This is a genomic window from Cellulomonas sp. NTE-D12, assembly GCF_027923705.1.
Lineage (GTDB): Bacteria > Actinomycetota > Actinomycetes > Actinomycetales > Cellulomonadaceae > Cellulomonas.
Window position 1 is genome coordinate 1,689,923 of sequence record NZ_AP026442.1, and the last position, 14,460, is coordinate 1,704,382.

Consider the following 14,460-nt stretch of genomic DNA (forward strand, 5'->3'; position numbering starts at 1 on the left):
GCGTCGCCGACACCCAGGCACTTCTATCGAGGTCGCCTGTGGCGCGTAATGCGGACTGCTGGACCACGGTGTGCCGTCGATTGCGATGCCCGCTGTCTGAGAGATGCAGACCGTGGAGAAGGCTGCGGTCTGGCCCGCCTGATGCGAGGGCGTCGAGGCGCGGGTCCTCCGGCCGGAGCACCGGGGCGGGTCGCCACGGCGGGTCGCAGTGCCGGCGAGAAGCGGGCGGCCAGGCGCTCGCCTATGTATGCGAGGAGCCACACCGGCGGAGAGATCCAGGCCCCTACGTAGAAGATCGCGAAGGCGACGAAGTACTGCCAGACCGGGCCGGCGGAGCGGAACGCCACGAGGACCGCGCCGGAGGCGATGGCTGACAGCACGGCCATCCATCTGACCCACCGCCGGAGCTCGAAACGCTCCTCCGGTGTGGTGCGCACAAGGCTCATCGTCGTCCTCGGCTGTGCGGGTCGTCCTTGAACTCCCGGCCAGCATCAACGTACTCCGGAGCCGCCTCCCAGCGGAGGCTCTGTCGCGAAGGACCGTCCATGAGGCGGACCTGAGGCTGGTTCGCGAGAGTTCTGCGAGAGTCGGGGGTGCTACGTCCCTGGGGCGGGGTGGAGCGCGGCCAGTCGTACACTTGTTCGAGTGACCGACGATCGTCGAACGGCCGCAGACGACCAGGACGTCCTGGGCTTCGACGCTCACGCCGACCGATACCAGGGCATTCGCAACGAGAGGCCGATTCCGCCGTCGGAGCGGCAAGTGATCGCCAAGCCTGCGATCGACGTAACGGCCTGGATCGTGTGGGAGAGAGACGGTCTCGAGGTGATCGACAGCAGGGCGGAGGCATGGGCTGGCCGGGACGTGCTCGTCGCGATGCGAGACAAGCGGTGGCGGCTGCTCGGGGTGTGGCTCGCGGCGCAGGACGTGAGGCGGCGGTAGGAGAGCTCGGGCACCGTGCATGCCGGCCGAGCCGCACGAGCTCGGTTCTGCGGAATCACCCGCTCCTGGACTTTCGTCCAGGTTCCCCTAGTGCCTACGGTCGGCGCGCGAACGCAGCGCGAGCTGGGTGATGCGAACGGTCACGGGGTTCCCGGTTCCCAGGGGGAGAACCGGGAACCCCAACGTCTGTCTGGCGTCTGCCGCCGCACGCCTGAGCGGCGCGTTGCCCACTGTGACGAGGGTGCGGACTTGCGGCCGGGCGACGCACCCGGCTGACGCCGGGCACGTCCTCGTGGCGTGCGCTTCGAGGACATCACGGTGACATCTGTGTCAGCGCGGTGATGTCACTGCGTTGTACAGCGCCTCTGCGGAACCTCTCTCGTGTCCACGCGACACGAGGAGGCGAGCATGACGACCGAGCATCGACGTGACCAGCTGGAATCCCGCCCGAGGATCGTCCGCACGAGCGAGTGCCTGCTGCAGGCGCTCGACGTCATCGACGACGAGGGCTGGGACGGGCCGACGGGTACGGCTCTGCTGAGCTTCATCCGATCGGACCTGGCCCGGCCCCTGGCGATCGAGTGTGACCTGCGGGGCTTCGTGGCTGCGCAGGCCGAGGCCTCCGCGTGGCAGGCGGCGTGGCGCGTGCTCACCATGCCGCAGCTGCGCGTCGCCGACTCGCCGTGGGGCGTTGTCTGGCGTGCGGCGAGACGCGCCGTGCACGGCGAGGTTGCCGCTGCCTCGTTCGGCACGTCCGAGCGGCACGCGTGGCACCTGCTCGCGGCCGACGGCATTCCGACCCCGCGTCTGGAGAGCCTCGACAAGTGGGCGGGCGCAGGCCTCGATGCGGTGAGCGACGAGTATCTGGCCGTGGGCGTCGACTTCGTCGTCGCGCAACGGCGAGCGGAGGTCGCTCTGTCGCGGGTCGGTTGGAGCCGCGATCAGGCCCAGGACATCGTGGCTACTGCTGTCGACGTCCAGGCGCTACCGAGGGACCCGCGGTGCACCCTCGTCGGCTGGCGCACCATGGCCGAGGAGCTCCGTCTGCCTCCTTGGCAGGCCCGCCGCCTGTGCATCGTCCTGCTCGGCACCCCGGACTGGTCGGGGCTCATCCCGCGGTTGCTTGCCGACGGCTCCGCCGCGTTGCGGGAGCCGGGCATGCACGCCGCACTGCGATCGACGCGGGTTCGCCGACACAGGTCGCCGGTCCTTGCGGCGCGTCGGGGTCTCGGTGCTCGCGGCGGCTCGTGCGCCGTTGTCCGTCGAGCAGGTCCTGGCCGCGTGTGTCGCGATGGACGGGCAGGCGCACCGGGTGATGCTGCCCGGCGTCGCGGACCCGCGTCAGGCGCGGCCGCTGGCCGGTACGTGGAGCGCGCTGGTCGAGGTGGCCCGGGACTTGTCGGCTGGCGGGGTCGACGTGGTTGTGGACGTGGGGCGTCTGGGTCATCGGTCGGAGCCGAGCGTGTGGCTGGAGGCGGCCGACCTGCTCGCGGTCGTGGTGCGCGGGGAGTTGTCCACGGTGCTGCCGGCGGCCGCAGCCGTCCGCGCGCTTGGCGCGGCACGTGCCGCCCGCTCGGGTGTTGTGGGCGTGGTCGTGGACCCCGACCCGTACAGCACTGCGGAGATCGCCTCGGCTCTGGGCGTGGCGGACGTGCTGACGCTGCCGCGTGACGCCCGAGCTGCTCGCGCGCTGATGAATGGCGCCAGTGGCGGGTGGCTGGACCGGTCGCCTCTGATGCGGTCGGCACGGTCGCTCGTGCAGCGGTTGACCGATCTCGTCCCCGACGTGACGCCGGCGGTGGCACGGTGACCGGCCTCGACGACCGGCCCAGGTCGGAACTCGTCCCGGCTGCCACGTCCCTCGCGACGGCGATACCGCGGCCGGCCCCCGGTGAACCCGTGCTGCCGGCAGCGGACCCGGTCACGGTGCGTCAGGTGCGTGCGGTGGTGGCCGAGCAGCTGGCAGAGCGGTTGCAGGCCCGGTCGGTGCAGTCGTCGGATGCCCGCCGGGAGCTGGCTCGTTCGCTCGTGGCTGCCGAGCTGTCCGAGCGTGGACGCGAACGGGTCCGCCATGGCGACGAGCCGTGGCCGGTCGAGGTGGAGCTGGCGACGGCTCGCGCGGTCATGGCGGCACTGTTCGGGTTGGGCCGGCTGCAGCCGCTGATCGACGACCCGGACGTGGAGAACATCGAGGTCGACGGCCACGACCAGGTGTGGGTGTCCTACGCCGACGGTCGAGACGTGCGCCACCCACCCGTGGCCGACTCCGACGCCGAGCTGATCGAGATGCTGCAGCTGCTCGCCGCGCGCACGGGCGGCGCCGAGCGGACGTTCACCTCCGCGCACCCCGCGCTGCATCTGCGGCTGGGCGACGGGTCTCGCTTGGCGGCCGTGGCCTGGACCACGCCCAAGCCGCACGTGGTGATCCGCCGGCACCGGGTGCGGGACATCGACCTGGACGACCTGATCGCGCTGGGCACGCTGGACTCCGCGCTGGCCGCGTTCCTGCGGGCGGCGGTCCGGGCCGGCAAGAACATCGTCGTGACCGGTCTGCAGAACGCCGGCAAGACCACCCTGATCCGGGCCTTGGCCAACGAGTTCGACCCGATGGAACGGTTCGCCACCATCGAGAAGGAGTACGAGCTGCACCTGCACGACCTGCCCGACCGGCACCCCCGCGTCGTCGCCCTGGAAGCCCGGGAGGGCTCCGCCGAGCATGACGGCGCCGGCAGGCGGCCAGGGGAGGTGAGCCTGTCCGACCTTGTGGTGGACGCGCTGCGGTTGAACCTGCGTCGGATCATCGTCGGAGAGGTCCGCGGGCCCGAGGTGCTGCCGATGCTCGAGGCCATGTCGACCGGCGACGGGTCGCTGTGCACGCTGCACTCGCGCACCGCGACCCACGCGATCGACCGGATCGTCACCTTGTGCCTGTCGGCCGGGGTGCACATGACCGACACGTTCGCCTACCGGCTGCTGGCCGGAGCGGTCGACCTGATCGTGCACATCGAGCTGCTCACCGAGCACGGCCAGCGGCGCCGCTACGTCTCCCAGGTGCTCGAGATCAACGGGCTGGGGGAGACCAACCGCCCGGCAACGACCGCCGTCTTCGGTCCGGGCGTGGACGGGCGTGCGGTCCCGCTGCACCGACCGGGGTTCCTCCCCGAGCTGGTCCGCGCCGGCTTCGACGAGCGTGTGCTCGACCACCGCGACGGGACGTGGACGACGGCACTGGACGGTGCGCGATGAGCACCGTGATCGCCGCCGTGGCCGGTGCGCTGGTCGTCGCGGGAGTGCTGATGGCTCTCGTCGGCGTGCGGCGCTCGGAACCGTCGCCGCCCAAGCAGCGGCGACGCCGGCCGCGGCCACGCTCGGCGGCGGACTGGTGGGGCCGGTGGCGGTGGGGCACCGCCGGCGGCCTCGGGCTAGTTGTGTGGGCCGTGAGCGGATGGCCCGTGGCCGGGATGATCGTCGCCGCGGTGCTCGTCGGGCTGCCGTACCTGCTCGGGTCGGCGAAGGTCGCCGCCCGCCAGATCGACCGGGTCGAGGCCATCGAGGAGTGGACCCGCCGCCTGGCCGACGTCCTGGCGACGGGCGTCGGACTGGAGCAGGCGCTGACAGCGTCGGCCACGACATGCCCGCCGCCGCTGCGCAGCGAGGTCACGGCCCTGGTGGCGCGGCTGACGGCCCGCTGGCCGGCCGAGCAGGCCCTGGGGGCGTTCGCGGACGACCTGGACGACGCCGCCGGCGACTTCGTCGTCGCTTCTCTGTTGCTGGCCTCCCGACGCCGCGGCCCGGGGCTGTCCGGCGTCCTGACCGCGGTCGCGGGATCGGTGGCCGACGAGGTCGCCGCCCGACGCAAGGTCGAGGCCGAACGCGCCAAGCCCCGCTCCACCGCCCGCCTCGTCACCCTCATCACCCTCGGTGTGGCCGGCGTGCTCGCGCTCAACGGCACCTACCTGGCCCCCTACGGCGACGGGCTCGGTCAGCTGGTCCTGGCCGCCATCGCCGCCGCGTTCACCGGCTGCCTGCTGTGGATGCGCGCCCTGACGCTGACCCCGCCGGCCCCGCGGTTCCTGACGACCGGTGCGGATGGGGGTGCGCGATGACGCCGCTGTGGCTGACGCTGCTGGCCGGAGGGCTCGTCGGCGGAGGCCTCATCGTCGCCCTCGCGGGACTGTCACCGGCCCACCCAGACCTAGCCGACGCCGTGCACCGGCTCTTGCCCACCGACGAGGACCTGCGGCTCACCGCGAGACCAGTCGCGACGGGACGGGCCGCCCGGCTCAGAGCCCGGGCACTCCCGCAGGTGGCGCACGGGCTCGGCCTCGACCGGTTCGCCACCGACCTGCGCACGCTGCACCTGACGCCGGAGGATCTGGCAGCCAAGAAGGTCGGCTACACCCTCGTCGGCCTCGTCTTCCCACCCCTCATGTCGACAGTTCTGCTGGTCGCAGGGGTCCGCCTACCGTTCACGGTGCCGACCGCAGCCGGGCTCGTGCTTGGCGGGGTGTTCTTCTTCCTGCCCGACCTGTCCCTGCGGCAGGACGCCACCAAGGCCCGTGCGGCCCTGCGTTCGGCGACCTGCGTCTTCCTCGAGCTGGTCGCGATGGAACGCCTCGCCGACGCCGGCCCCACCGAAGCCCTCGACCGAGCAGCAGCCATCGGCGGATCGGCGCAGTTCACCCGCATCAGCGACGCACTCCTGCGCGCCGAGCTGGCCGGGCAACCGTCCTGGACCGGCCTGACCGACCTGGCCGCCGAGACCGGGGTGAGCGAGCTGGCCGACACCGCCGACATCATGCGGCTGGCCGGCCGCGACGGAGCCGCCGTCTACGCCACCCTGCGCGCCCGTGCCGCATCCCTGCGGACCCAGCTGCTGGCCTCCTCGACCGCCCAGGCGAACGCCGCCTCCGAACACATGGTCGTGCCCGTGTCCCTGCTCGGCCTGTGCTTCATGGCCCTGCTGGGCTACCCCGCCCTGATGCGCATCCTGCTGTCCTGAACGGAGAAGACCATGCCCGTCCTGCTCACGCTCAGCTACCTGCACGCGATGGTCACCACCACCCGCGCCGACGTGCGTCGGCACGTAAACAGCGACGTGGGAGCGACCACGCTCGAGCTGGTGATCATCGTTCTCGGGCTCATCCTGGTCGCCGGGCTCCTCGTCGCAGCGATCACTGCCGCCGTCCAGCGACGCGTCAACCAGATCAACTGATGCGCACGCGACAACCCCGTTGCCCGACCGCCCGCGACCGTGGGTCGGTCAGCGTCGAGCTGGCTATCGTCTTCCCCGCACTGCTGGTCATCGTCACCGCGCTGATCCAGTACGCGCTGTGGTTCCACGCCCGCTCGCTCGCCTTGGCCGCGGCCCAGCAAGGGGTGAGCGTCGCCCGCGCCTACCAGTCCGCGTCGGCAGCCGGACGCGACAGCGCCCTCAGCTTCATCACCCAGCACGGTTCCGACACCCTCCTCAACGCCGCGGCAACCGTGTCCAACCCCGCAACCGGGCAGGTCCAGGTGATCGTCAGCGGCCGGTCCGTGTCCGTGCTGCCGGGCTTGGCCGGCATCACGGTCTCCCAGTCAGCGGCCGGACCGGTCGAGCGATTCACGCTGGCAGGCCCCCGATGAGACACGCGGCGATCGGCGGCGAGCGGGGAGCGGTGAGCCTCGAGCTGGCCATCCTGGTCCCGGCACTCCTCCTGCTGCTGGGCGCACTGGTCCTGGTCGGACGAGTCGAGACGTCCTCGTCCGCGGTCGAGCAGGCAGCCCGCGCGGCCGCCCGCGACGCCTCGATCGCCCGCACGCCCGACGCCGCCCGAGCCACCGCCATGCAAGCCGCGCAACGCGAGCTGGCCGGATCGGGCTGCGCGTCGTCCAACGTCACCGTCGACACGGCCGGGTTCACCGCGCCAGTCGGGACGGACGCGGCGATCCACGTCCAGGTGACCTGCACCGTCTCCGTGGCAGACCTGGCGATTCCTGGCCTGCCCGGCACGCGCACCCTCACCGGGGCAGCGACCTCACCCCTCGACCGGTACCGATCGCGATGACCCGCCCGCCCGCACCCTGGCGCACCGACCCCGACCGCGGATCGGTGACAGTCTTCTTCGCCATCACCGCCGTCGGACTGCTCCTGCTGCTGGGACTCGTCGCCGACGGCGGGGCCAAGCTCCGCGCCACCCAGCAGGCCACCGCCGTCGCCGCCGAAGCCGCACGCGCAGGCGGACAAGCCCTCGACACCGCCGCCGCCACGGCCGGAACCATCGGCCACGTCGACCGCACCCAAGCACTCCAAGCCGCCCAGCACTACCTGACCGAGGCAGGCGCCACCGGCACCGTCGCCGTCTCCGCCGACCGCACCCGACTCACCGTCACCGTCACCCGCACCGCCCCCACAGCCTTCCTGTCCCTGATCGGCATCGACCAGCTGACCGTCACCGGCCACGCCCAAGCCGTCCTCGTCGGCTCCATCACCGGAGGTGGCACATGACCACAACCCACACCCGCCACAACGGCGCCGACCTGGCCCGCGGCCTCGGCGCGACCCTCGCCCTGCTCGGCTTCGTCGCCGGCGTCCCGGCCGCCCTCGTCGCCCTCGCGCCCGTCTACCTGCCCAACCAGGTGCCCACCTGGGGGCAGCTGTGGGACCGAGTCATGACACCGGACGACGGGTCCCTCCTCCTGGCCGTCCTCGGCGCCATCGCCTGGATCGCCTGGGCCGCGTTCACCGGCTCGGTCCTCGTCGAGCTCACCGCCTCCGCGCGACGCGTGCACGCGCCGCGGATCCCGCTGCTCGGTGGCCTCCAGCGCACCGCCGCGCGCCTGATCGCCACGGCGGGCCTTCTGGTCGCCACAGCGAGCGCCATCACCACGCCAGCGAGCCCCGCCGCCGCCAGCGCGCTGGTCGCCACCCTCACGCCGGATGCGGCAAGAGACACCGCGGCGGTTGCTTCGCCGGCGGCACCCACGACGACGCCCACGTCAGCCGCCGCGGAACCGGCCACAGCGCTGCCGTCAATCACCGTCCACCGCGGCGACACCCTGTGGGACCTCGCTGAGCGCCACCTCGGCGACCCACTGCGGTACACCGAGATCCGCGACCTGAACACCGGCCGGACCCAACCCGACGGTGCGCAGCTACGCGACGCGGACTTCATCCAACCGGGCTGGACTCTCCTGCTCCCCGCCGACGCCACGGCCCTCCCGCCCGCGGTGCGTACCGTCGCCTCCACTGGCGAGGGTCCGTCCGTGATCGTGGAGCCGGGAGACACCCTCTGGAACATCGCGACAGAGCACCTGGGCGACGGCCACCGCTACCCCGAGATCGCCACCCTCAACGCCGGGATCACCCAGGCCGACGGAAGTCACCTCTCCAACCCGGACGTGCTGCGACCGGGCTGGGTCCTCCGTCTCCCGACCACTGCGCCAGTACCCGGAGTCCCGCAGCAGCAGCCGAAAGCCCAGTCGGCGGTAGGGCCAGACCTTCCCCAAACACCGGCGCCGTCGCCCGCACCGACCCCCAAGGTCGCCCCGACACTCACCGCGACGTCCGCACCGGCGGCCATCACGACGAACCGCGACGTGCAGGAGGCTGCAACCGGCACGTCAATCGCCCCCGCGCACGAGGACGAGCGCCAAGCGGCGAGCGCCTGGTACCTCGGCCTGGCTGCACTCGGCGCCGCCGGCATCGTCGGCGAGATCGCCCGCCGCCGACACCTGCAACAACGAGCCCGACGCGTGGGGGAGACCATCCCCATGCCCGAGCCCACCTCGCTCGCGGCGTCCGCCGAACGCACGCTGCGCACCGCCGCCACCCCGGTGAGCATCGACGCGATCCGTACCACCCTGCACAACCTCGCCTGCCGCAGCTTCAACGCCGGCCGCGAGCTCCCGCGGGTGGCAGTGCTGCTCCTCGACGAGCACAACCTGACCCTGGTGCTCCTGCAGGACATGCCCGAGGCGGTAGCCCCGTTCACCGCGACGACGCCGCGCACCTGGGTCGCACCGACCGCCGATGTGGCCGCCGAGGAAGCCATCGACGACCCCGCACAGGGCACCCCGTACCCGCTGCTCGTCACCCTCGGCCACACCGAGGATGCGACCCTCATCCTCAACCTCGAGGCAGCCGGAACGCTGACCGTCACCGGCGACGACACCACCGCCGACGAGGCGCTGCGCGCACTGGTCATGGAGGCTGCCACCTCCGACCTGGCCAGCCAGCTCGCCATCCACACCGACGACACCTTCACCGACCTGACTGACGCCTTCGAGGACTTCCGGCTGCGCACCACCGACGAACGCGACGACCGCACCAGATGGGCCGAATCGGTCTCCGGCCTGCTCGCCAAACGGAGCCTCGCCGACGTCCTGCAGGCACGCGCACGCCGCGAACTCGACGACGTCTGGCTGCCGATCGCCTTCATCGAAGCCAGCCTGACCGCGCCCCCGAGCCCACCCTGGAGCGGCGTGGTCACCCTGACCCGCCAGGAGGTAGACGGTGCCTGGACCATCCGAGTCAACCGCGCGGGAAGCGCCAAACTCGAGCCGTTCGACATCGCCTTCCAAACCCAGCGGCTGAGTCCGGAACAGGCCGACCACCTACGAGCGCTGCTCATCACCTCCCTGCCACCCGAACCACAGTCCGAGGACGCGGCTCGAGCGACCAGCGCGCAAGAGGACGCCGCGGCTCTACGTGCAGCCCATCCCGTCATCTACGAGCCCGACCTCGCGGCCGCGGGGATCAAGCTCAACCTCCTAGGCCCGATCCAGGTGGAGGGCATCGGTGGGCGGCCGCTCAGCCCGCGGACCGTCGAACTGCTGGTGTACCTCGCCCTGCACGGCCCCGCTACCGGCCCGGACCTCGACGAGATGATCTGGAACGGCGAACGAGGGAACGCGAACACACGCAACGTGTTCATCCGACGCGCCCGAGAGCGCCTCGGCGGAGCCGTACTGCCGCCGGTCGGCGTTGACGGATTGTTCCGTCTCGGCGAGAACATCGACACCGACTGGCGGAACTTCCGGCACCGACTTGCGCATGCTGCGACGTTCGGCGGCCACGACCAGGTGGAGGAGCTCGCCGCTGCGATGGCGCTTGTACGGGACCGTCCCTTCCGAGGGATCGCACCGACAGCGTACGTATGGGCGGAGCACGACATCCAGACAATGGTCAGCGCCATCGCCGACACAGCGGGGCTCCTAGCCCGCATTCACCACGAAGAAGGCCGACACCGCGATGCCATCAGCGTGGCGACCCTAGGCCTGTTGGTCGAGCCCAGCTCCGAGGAGTTGCAGGCGATCGCGATCAACGCCACCCTGTCGCACTCAGGGCCACAGGAGGCCCAGAGGCTCCGACTCCGATACTCCGAGCTCATGCTGAGGCTTGATCCCGAACTCGCCTAGCCCGGCGGAGCGCGCGACGAACCCGCGCGGGGCACAACGTCGGAGTTGGTGTGCGACTCGTGGCGGAGAGGTTCTGTCGGTGCCAGGGGTCACACTGTCAGTGTGACCGTGGTAGTCGTTGAGCTCGCTGGCCGATCCAGATGCAGCGGTGCAGGACCGCACTTGACCCGGCTAATCAACGGCACAGTCGGAGACCATGAGCCATGGCCGCTGGTCAGCAGGAGCGCCTGCGACTTGGAGCTAGTGCGCGTGGATGAGGATCGGTTCTGTCCGCGCACCGAGCGCGCGGTCCTCCGTTGAAGCCCGCCGCGCGCGCTCGGATGACGCCTGAGTTGCGAGAGATCTTCCGTGCCGCCGCCGCGATGACAGAAAACGGTGAAGAGCCCCACAAGCACCATCTCGTTCCACGATTTTACCTGGAACGTTGGGCGGATCACGGGAAGGTTCTAGTCACTGAACTCGGGCCTCCGAAGAAGAGCTTCTTGCTCAAGCCGCTCAACGCGCTGTACGAGACCGATTACTATCGCGTGACTCCAGGTGCCTTTGAAGGCGGCTCCCCAGTAGTATGGGAAGCATGGCTTCAGAAGATCGAGAGCCAGGCCGCAGTCATTTTCGCAACCATCGATGACAAGGGTCTTGAATCGCTCACTGAGGCTGAGCTCGGTCTCCTGACCTATTTCATCGGCGTCCAAGCCACCCGCTCTCGCAGTTTCCGGTACCAGAGTCGTTGGTGGATGGGTCCGGGCTATTTCGCAGCGTTTGAGTTGGGCAAACCCGGGGCGCTAGAAGCTCACCTTGAGCGGGCCGGCGAAATCGCCACGCCAACGAGGCTTGCCGAATTGCGCGCCTACTTTGATGCGGTCTGCTCGGATCCGTGGCAGGTTCCGATGTCTCCCGAACTGGACCTGAAGATGGCAATGGACGGCGCGCGAGTGGTGGCCGAAAGCCTCCGCAAGAGGCGCTTCGTAATGTATCGCACTGCCAAACCACTGGTAACTTGTGATGAGCCGGTCGTCATCTTGTACGAGTCGATGGCAGTCGATCATCCCTCTTATGGCGGGTACGACCGCGCACCAATTGTTGTACTCCCCTTTGGCCCTCATCAGGTTCTCGCTATGTTTCACCCCGGGATGCCGGTGCTGCACGATCCTGGCCGAGAAATTCGATGGGACGAGACGCTTGAGCTCAATCGCGCGATAGCGGGCAATGCGCATCGCAGCCTCGTCGAACTGTCAGACGGAAGGCTGGGGCGGAACCTCTACATCCCTGATCCGAAGCCACCTGCTCGCCTCGTGACCCTTGAGTCATCCAAATCCGAAGCGGGCGAGATTCTCTGGATGCCGTCGCAGCGCAGGTGGAGTGGTGAGCCTGATGCGCCAGTTCGTCCGGTCGCGTCATGGTGGCCGGCCTAGAAATATCCCGTTCCGGTTCCGGTCCCGGTTCGGTTCGGGATGCGGTCTCGGCGACCGTTGTCGGGCCTTCGCAATGCCTATTATCCGCAGACTCCGACTCAGTGGGCGTCCAGACGAGACCGCGAAGGAATTGCGAAGTAGACCGGGCTGGTGTATCTGGAGAGCGCCCACCCATTCACTTCGGCAACGCGACTCCAAGTCAGGGCTCTCTGACGAGCCGAGACGTGCCGGGATGTCGACTGTGACGCTTCGGTGGCGAAGTGCCAGGTTAGCGGGTTGTCCGTGCGCTGGGCCCAGAGTGACCACTTAGCCCTTCGGACCGCAGTCGAGGCTCGTCCCGGTGCGTCGTTGGGTGCGCTCCCCGATCTCCGGGGCGCTTCGTTGAGCGTTCCCATCGGGGATCGCGTACTGGCGCGTATTCTCCTAGACCAGTGACCTTCACCAGCCGCTCTGGCGGTCGACAGACTCGGCTGCCGTGTACGTGTAGTCCCGACTTGAAAGGACAAGACGTCAGATGACTGCTAGCAAGACTCCGGTGTTCATCAGCTTCGACTACGACCACGACGCTACCCTCAAGGACTTCCTGGTCGGACAGGCGAAGAACGAGGACTCACCTTTCTTTATTGCGGATTGGTCAATCAAGGACGCGTCGGCTGACTGGAAGGACAAGGCGACGTCTCGCATCAAGCGCGCAGAACAGGTCATCGTCATATGTGGTAAGCACACACACACCGCGAGCGGCGTTAACGTTGAGATCAGGATCGCCCGTGAGGTCGGTACACCATACTTTCTTCTTGCCGGTTACTCGGACGGCGGTAACATGAAACCGACTGCGGCGCTGGACACCGACAAGGTGTACACATGGAGCTGGAACAATCTCAAGACGCTTATCGCTGGTGGGCGTTAGTGCTTCGAGGTATCTGCGATGATTCCCGCGACGAAGACGCCCGTCTTCATTAGTTTCGACTACGACAACGACGCCGCATTGAAGGATCTACTTGTAGGTCAGGCGGCTAATTCGAGATCTCCCTTCTTCATTGCCGACTGGTCGATCAAGAAGGCAACCAACGGATGGAAGATCGACGCGAAGAGGCGCATCCAACGGTCGAGGGTTGTGATCGTTATCTGCGGCCGTCACACAAGCAAGGCCGTGGGAGTTGCGACGGAGATCGAGATCGCGAAGGAGGTAGGCGTACGCTACGTCCTCTTGCGAGGCTACAAGGACGGCAAGATCGAGCGCCCGGGTGGCACGTCGTGGGTCTTCGACACGATGTACGACTGGACATGGGACAACATGCGGAGGCTGACAGACATGCGCCCGTGGTGGAAGAGAATACGGTGGGCATGATCACGCCCATTGCACGGGGACCGTCCGCGGAGCGTGATTGAAATGGCAGACGAGAATGCTGGGACCCTACTTGAGCTATACAAGACCGCGGTTGAGATGGCAGACCGCGTGTCGGCTCGACGTGCGGGCGCCAACAGTTTCTTCGTCACATTAAATACTGCGCTCGCCACATTCATGGGTGTACTGAGTGCCGCCCAAAGGCCGATCTCGCATCAGGACCGTAGTTCGTTTGACGCTTTCGGTCTCTATGTCGTGGCTGCCGCGGGTGTAGTTTTGGCGATCGTGTGGTGGTCACTTCTACGCTATTACCGTCGCCTCAGTGCAGCAAAATGGGACGTCATCAACGGGTTGGAGGTACAACTCCCCGCCAGTCCGTTCACGGATGAGTGGATTGTGCTGCATCCCGACGAACCGGAGGAAAGTGCCCCGTCAATGAAATCGGGTCCCATCCGTGCCTTGCGGCACCGGGTCCAGCACCGTGAGGCGACCGTGGTCGAACAGGTTGTGCCTTTCGTATTTGTCGTGCTCTATTTCATCATTGCCGTTCGGGTGGCGATTCAGTGATGTATCTCGACGAGTTGGCGGAAGCGATACGAGGGGCTGTCCCACCCGAGGCGCTACCGGACGGCGACTCACTCCAGTTGTTCCGGGTCTACGCGGTTCTGCTCCTTGCCAAGGGCGAGGAGGTTTCGCGATCAGACGTCCACAACGCTTGGGTGGCCTGGATGGCAGAGCAAGATGGCGACCACGATGCGCTCGTCCCTTTCAGCGACCTCGACTCCAGTACCCAGGCCGAGGATTCCCCCTACGCGAGTGCGATCCGCGCCGTCGCGCGTTCGCGTTCGCGGGAGCAGTGACCTTTAGCCGTTTAGCAATCCGAGACGAGCAGGCGTCGCCGCCTCGTCAACCATGGCCACGAGGAGCACACGTGCGCCGTCGGTAGACAATCCGTTGCCGTGCGCGTCGCGTGTTGTACCCGCGGGCGCACTCCCGCTAGTAGAGGCTCCCTGACGGTGGGCGCCCTGGACTGGCATGGGGTGCGCTATGAGGTCGTACGCGGACATGATGCTCCTCCTGCGGGCGGCTGACCCTGGGATCACGCCCAACGACAACGGGCTTCCCGGACTGGCTGTGATGCGTCAGATCGTCGGGGCACTCCTGACCTGGGGTCTGGTCGCGTGCGTCGCGGGTCTGGTGATCTCGGTGATCACGTGGGCCGTTGCTCGTCAGCAGGGCAACTACGGCTACGCCTCCGGTGCCAAGACGGGCGTGCTGGTCTCGGCGGGCGGTGCGCTGCTGATCGGTGGGGCGAACGCGATCGTGGCGTTCTTCTCCGGCATGGGCGGGCGGATCTGA

Annotated in this window: 16 protein-coding genes; all 16 read left to right on the forward strand. The window is 68.6% G+C overall.

Going from position 1 to position 14,460, the window contains the following annotated elements:
- Positions 1 to 645 precede the first annotated feature (645 nt).
- The 16 genes from QMF98_RS07790 (at position 646) to QMF98_RS07865 (ending at position 14,460) form a co-directional block, all read left to right on the forward strand.
- Positions 646 to 942, forward strand: coding sequence for a hypothetical protein (locus QMF98_RS07790; protein WP_337975407.1), 297 nt, complete (start codon positions 646 to 648; stop codon positions 940 to 942).
- Between the two features lie 1,210 nt (positions 943 to 2,152).
- On the forward strand, positions 2,153 to 2,752 hold the full coding sequence (locus tag QMF98_RS07795) for a hypothetical protein (protein WP_337975408.1): 600 nt from the start codon (positions 2,153 to 2,155) through the stop codon (positions 2,750 to 2,752).
- An 89-nt stretch (positions 2,753 to 2,841) separates the two neighbouring features.
- Positions 2,842 to 4,188 (forward strand): TadA family conjugal transfer-associated ATPase, encoded by a 1,347-nt coding sequence (locus tag QMF98_RS07800; RefSeq protein ID WP_337975409.1) that lies wholly within the window; start codon positions 2,842 to 2,844, stop codon positions 4,186 to 4,188.
- Positions 4,185 to 5,048, forward strand: a complete 864-nt coding sequence (locus QMF98_RS07805; RefSeq protein ID WP_337975410.1) for a type II secretion system F family protein — start codon at positions 4,185 to 4,187, stop codon at positions 5,046 to 5,048. Before QMF98_RS07800 ends, QMF98_RS07805 begins: the two co-directional genes overlap by 4 nt.
- Positions 5,045 to 5,944 (forward strand): type II secretion system F family protein, encoded by a 900-nt coding sequence (locus QMF98_RS07810; protein WP_337975411.1) that lies wholly within the window; start codon positions 5,045 to 5,047, stop codon positions 5,942 to 5,944. The genes QMF98_RS07805 and QMF98_RS07810 overlap by 4 nt, the downstream gene beginning before the upstream one ends.
- Before the next feature lie 12 nt (positions 5,945 to 5,956).
- The gene (locus QMF98_RS07815; RefSeq protein WP_337975412.1) at positions 5,957 to 6,157 is read left to right on the forward strand and encodes a hypothetical protein; all 201 of its coding nucleotides are present in this window, start codon (positions 5,957 to 5,959) and stop codon (positions 6,155 to 6,157) included.
- Positions 6,157 to 6,570: a TadE/TadG family type IV pilus assembly protein gene (locus tag QMF98_RS07820; RefSeq protein WP_337975413.1), complete on the forward strand. Its 414-nt coding sequence runs from the start codon at positions 6,157 to 6,159 to the stop codon at positions 6,568 to 6,570. Before QMF98_RS07815 ends, QMF98_RS07820 begins: the two co-directional genes overlap by 1 nt.
- A complete protein-coding gene (locus QMF98_RS07825) occupies positions 6,567 to 6,992 on the forward strand; it encodes a TadE/TadG family type IV pilus assembly protein (protein WP_337975414.1) in 426 nt (141 codons plus the stop codon). The genes QMF98_RS07820 and QMF98_RS07825 overlap by 4 nt, the downstream gene beginning before the upstream one ends.
- Positions 6,989 to 7,432: a hypothetical protein gene (locus tag QMF98_RS07830; RefSeq protein WP_337975415.1), complete on the forward strand. Its 444-nt coding sequence runs from the start codon at positions 6,989 to 6,991 to the stop codon at positions 7,430 to 7,432. The genes QMF98_RS07825 and QMF98_RS07830 overlap by 4 nt, the downstream gene beginning before the upstream one ends.
- Entirely contained in the window at positions 7,429 to 10,344 is a 2,916-nt protein-coding gene (locus tag QMF98_RS07835; protein ID WP_337975416.1) for a LysM peptidoglycan-binding domain-containing protein, read from the forward strand. The genes QMF98_RS07830 and QMF98_RS07835 overlap by 4 nt, the downstream gene beginning before the upstream one ends.
- A 296-nt stretch (positions 10,345 to 10,640) precedes the next feature.
- On the forward strand, positions 10,641 to 11,756 hold the full coding sequence (locus tag QMF98_RS07840; protein ID WP_337975417.1) for a DUF4238 domain-containing protein: 1,116 nt from the start codon (positions 10,641 to 10,643) through the stop codon (positions 11,754 to 11,756).
- Positions 11,757 to 12,291: 535 nt separating this feature from the next.
- Complete coding sequence (locus tag QMF98_RS07845) at positions 12,292 to 12,663, forward strand: TIR domain-containing protein (RefSeq protein ID WP_337975418.1); 372 nt, start codon at positions 12,292 to 12,294, stop codon at positions 12,661 to 12,663.
- An 18-nt stretch (positions 12,664 to 12,681) separates the two neighbouring features.
- The gene (locus QMF98_RS07850) at positions 12,682 to 13,104 is read left to right on the forward strand and encodes a TIR domain-containing protein (protein ID WP_337975419.1); all 423 of its coding nucleotides are present in this window, start codon (positions 12,682 to 12,684) and stop codon (positions 13,102 to 13,104) included.
- Between the two features lie 42 nt (positions 13,105 to 13,146).
- Positions 13,147 to 13,668 (forward strand): RipA family octameric membrane protein, encoded by a 522-nt coding sequence (locus QMF98_RS07855; RefSeq protein ID WP_337975420.1) that lies wholly within the window; start codon positions 13,147 to 13,149, stop codon positions 13,666 to 13,668.
- On the forward strand, positions 13,668 to 13,961 hold the full coding sequence (locus QMF98_RS07860) for a DUF7701 domain-containing protein (RefSeq protein ID WP_337975421.1): 294 nt from the start codon (positions 13,668 to 13,670) through the stop codon (positions 13,959 to 13,961). Before QMF98_RS07855 ends, QMF98_RS07860 begins: the two co-directional genes overlap by 1 nt.
- Positions 13,962 to 14,148: 187 nt before the next feature.
- Positions 14,149 to 14,460 carry a DUF6112 family protein gene (locus QMF98_RS07865; protein ID WP_337975422.1) on the forward strand — a complete coding sequence of 104 codons (312 nt, stop codon included), beginning with the start codon at positions 14,149 to 14,151 and terminating at the stop codon, positions 14,458 to 14,460.